The organism is Roseovarius gaetbuli, from assembly GCF_900172365.1.
Taxonomy (GTDB): Bacteria; Pseudomonadota; Alphaproteobacteria; order Rhodobacterales; family Rhodobacteraceae; genus Roseovarius; species Roseovarius gaetbuli.
Window position 1 is genome coordinate 1 of sequence record NZ_FWFJ01000094.1, and the last position, 3,434, is coordinate 3,434.

Annotated in this window: 2 protein-coding genes; one reads left to right on the forward strand and one right to left on the reverse strand. The window is 49.5% G+C overall.

Annotation, left to right across the window (positions count from 1 at the left end):
- Window positions 1-1,267: 1,267 nt before the first annotated feature.
- The gene (locus tag ROG8370_RS19550) at window positions 1,268-1,810 is read left to right on the forward strand and encodes a recombinase family protein (protein ID WP_085828798.1); all 543 of its coding nucleotides are present in this window, start codon (window positions 1,268-1,270) and stop codon (window positions 1,808-1,810) included.
- A 223-nt stretch (window positions 1,811-2,033) separates the two neighbouring features.
- Here the strand turns inward: ROG8370_RS19550 and ROG8370_RS19555 are convergent, their stop codons facing one another.
- Window positions 2,034-3,224 (reverse strand): hypothetical protein, encoded by a 1,191-nt coding sequence (locus ROG8370_RS19555; protein ID WP_139838241.1) that lies wholly within the window; start codon window positions 3,222-3,224, stop codon window positions 2,034-2,036.
- Window positions 3,225-3,434: the final 210 nt, after the last annotated feature.

Below are 3,434 nucleotides of genomic sequence, written 5' to 3' on the forward strand. Positions count from 1 at the left end.
GGCCACTGCGTCAGGGAATGGGTTGCCGCCCGCAACCAGTTCGCTATCCTATACCCAGAACGGTTCAACAAATGATCCGTTTCAAACGCATGGGCTAAGCCTCATACACAGAGTTTCGGATACTCCCAAGAGATAGGGCGCATCGGTAACATCCAGTGTGAAGCGCTGGGCCGTGTCCTTGATCGTCGCCTTGAACACGACAAACGAAGCTATCTTGCAGATTACTTGCGCGATGATGGGGATGAAGAAGACCCGCCGTTCTGATCCTTAGCCCGCGCCTTGGTGAATACCCAGCGCCAACATGATGGGTCCCGCGATGTTTTTCTCCACAAATTTCTGAACGGTCTACCATATACCTAAGAGCGGCTTTGCACCCCCGTGAGGGGGCGTTAACTCTCGCGGCGCCGCCTGCTTATCTTTTACATCTAGGTCAGGGGCCCTCCAATGACACAGGTAGTCTCTTCGGTATCCCCTTATCAGCCTCAAACACTGGTTTTGAAGTAACGAACTCGAGTCAAAGATTTCGCAGGCGCCAGACAGATGCGTGACTTTAGTATTGTGAACACTGCGTTATCACCCCGAGATCAACGCACTGTGTTATCCCAGCGCTAGCAGTTGGCGCAGGCTGCGAATAATTGCCCTGGTAGGCCTGCCCTTTTGGTTCCTGTCTCCATTGGGCGACTTTGTTAGCGTATAGCTCGAAACTCCTACAAGCAGCCCTGGGTGGGCCTCCTGGTTCCACAAGATCTTTAACGAAAGCCTCGCCCTTAGCCATATCTTCAGGGGATGCCAAAGCCAGTTTTTCGTCAATAGCCACCATATAAGTCGCAGCTACTGACATGTTTTCGATCCATCCTTTGGACGCGCAATAATTACCTAGATATCTGTCGAGAACTAACGTCTGGGTTTGTTCGGGCGTTATCGTGGCTACACTACATCCTGCGACCGTCATTACAATCAAAGAGGCCGCAAAGACTTTGGCCCTCAAAAACATACGATGCATTAAAATTCCTTTTCTTAGACCATACACAAAAAAAGTTCATTAATACCAGGACATAAATTTTACTTGGCTTCATGGTTATCACCTGGTGGTCGAATGACCAAATAGCTATGACACTTTTCGGGCGATGGTTTTTAGCACTGTCTTTTAGGGGTATACCCAAAGGAAACATTCGCGCGGGACACATTGAGTGTTCTTTTAGGGTTGTATTTTAATTTTTGGTACATTAGCTGATAAGGGTCATAGAGCCAAAAGGAACACTTCACCATGTCAACTTACGGATATGCACGGGTCTCAACTGCAGACCAAGACCTGACCATTCAGCGCGAGGCGTTGAAGGCGGCGGGGTGCGAAATTATCAGGGAAGAGAAGATCAGCGGCACAAGCAGGCAGGGACGGGCAGAGCTGAAGACCTTGCTTGAGTTCCTGAGGGAGGGAGACACGCTGGTCGTGACGCGCCTTGATCGCCTTGCCCGGTCGATGGACGATCTCTCCAGTATCGCCAGAGAGCTGCAAGAGAAGGGCGTTGCACTTAAAGCTACAGAGCAGCCCGTGGATACAAGCAGTGCAGCTGGCAAGGCCTTCTTCCAGATGCTTGGGGTGTTTGCTGAGTTTGAGACGAACCTGCGTCGTGAGCGGCAAATGGAGGGGATCGCTAAAGCGAAAGCTGAGGGGGTCTACAAGGGGCGCAAGCCATCCATCGACGTGGACGAGGTGAAACGGATGCGTGTCGAGGAAGGCATGGGCGCTACAGAGATTGCGCGGGAGATGGGTATCGCGAGAACATCCGTGTACCGTGTGCTGTCGTAATCTTCGATGCGCATTTCTCTTGGTATTTGTTCTGTCTTTGGCAAGAGCGTAAGCAAGAGTTTGGGCGGGAACAGTCGTTCGCTGCGCAATTGACGAAGGTCCGCATTGGCGTGGAAACGCTCTTTTCAAAGTCGGTGGAAACAAAAAGCTAAAAGTTGTGGAGTAACAATCACATGTAGCCACGCGTTTGCAAAATACTAAGCGCAGGACAACGCAACCAACGCTAGACTGCGCGGCCAGATCCGGTTGAAAAATTGAGAGTAGGTTCAGCCTCGGTGTAGTATCGCCCGACCACAAATTCGTCGGTGTCTAGATCGGGTGAAATCTTAGAAGTCGCAAATATTACCTGATGTTCCACGCCAGCTTCATTAGAGCGCTCAACAACCAAATTTTGCAGGTTGTGGCTTCGCAAATCCTCCATGCCCTTATCTTCAATGGTATCGACTAATGCAATGCGGAAGTGGCGGAAGAAACCGTGCTTGGTTGCCGCCATCAAAAAACCAACAATAAAGCTGGTTTTCAAAAACGCCCGTGAACTCGCAGAGAAATAGCTACTCCCATTCACGCTGATCTTGTTCGCACCAAAATCGAATTGTACGGAATCAGGCTGTTGGAATTCTTTCTCCCGAGGGAAGTCGCGTTTCAAAAATGATTTAACCTCATCAGAAATCGCCGTGTAGGCACTTGCTATTCGCTTCTCAACCGCAGTTTCAAAGGCGGTATTTTCATCTTTGAGCTTTTGGATCAGTGTTGAAATCTGGCCCTTTTTCTGGGAAATCTCACCGACCTTGTTTGCAATGGCCGCGTTGCGATCTTGCTCTTCAATCTGTCGCTCTAGATACCCACGCCGTGACTGTAGTTCTCGAATCTTGGCCTGTGACTCGGAGGTCGGACGCGAGCGGACTTCAGCAAGGTTTCTTGAGGCACGTTCCCATTTGAATGTCGCCGCACCGAACCTTTCGTTTACGGTATCAAGTTCTTCAGTTTTCCGAGCAATGATTGTTTCTGTGTCGCGAATTTGCAAGGCAAGCTCATTGATCATAGAAACCATTTGATCGCGTTGTTTTTCAGGCTGGATAGGGGTTTTGCACAGATGGCAAACGTGTTCCGGCACATCCAAAATAGGCTCTAAGCATGCAGGGCAGGTTTCAAACACTACTGAGCCGAGTGTTTCTTGAACCGTTTGCGAATTTTTCAAATCCGCTAGTTTGGCCTGAATGCTACGGAAGTAATTGCGCAAGTCAGCAATGTTGAATGCTAAGCTATCCCGCTGTAGTCGCTGTATTGTAAGGTTCTCTTGCGATTTCTCGAACCCTTCGTATGCTTGCTTTTGTAGTTTGAGCGTGAACTGGTCCTCGCTAGAGGCCAACTGTTCCTCTTCGGCATGCACTATTTTCTGATCAACCTCCGTCAACTCCCTAATGAGGCTTTTCTTTTGGGTTTCCACCCACTCGGGCGTTAAACTCTGTCCCACCTGCCCAAGAGTTGAGAAGATGGGGTAATCCCCCCCAAAATTAGTGGTGTTCAAAAGTAGAATTTTCTCGGCAAGATATCTGAGGAGATTTACGATGAAGAACGGACGATTTAGCGACGCTCAGATCATGACGATCCTGAAGCAGGCGGA

Coding starts and splice junctions, on each gene's coding strand:
- ROG8370_RS19550 (WP_085828798.1), top strand. CDS start 1,268: ATGTCAACTTACGGATATGCACGGGTCTCAACTGCAGACCAAGACCTG.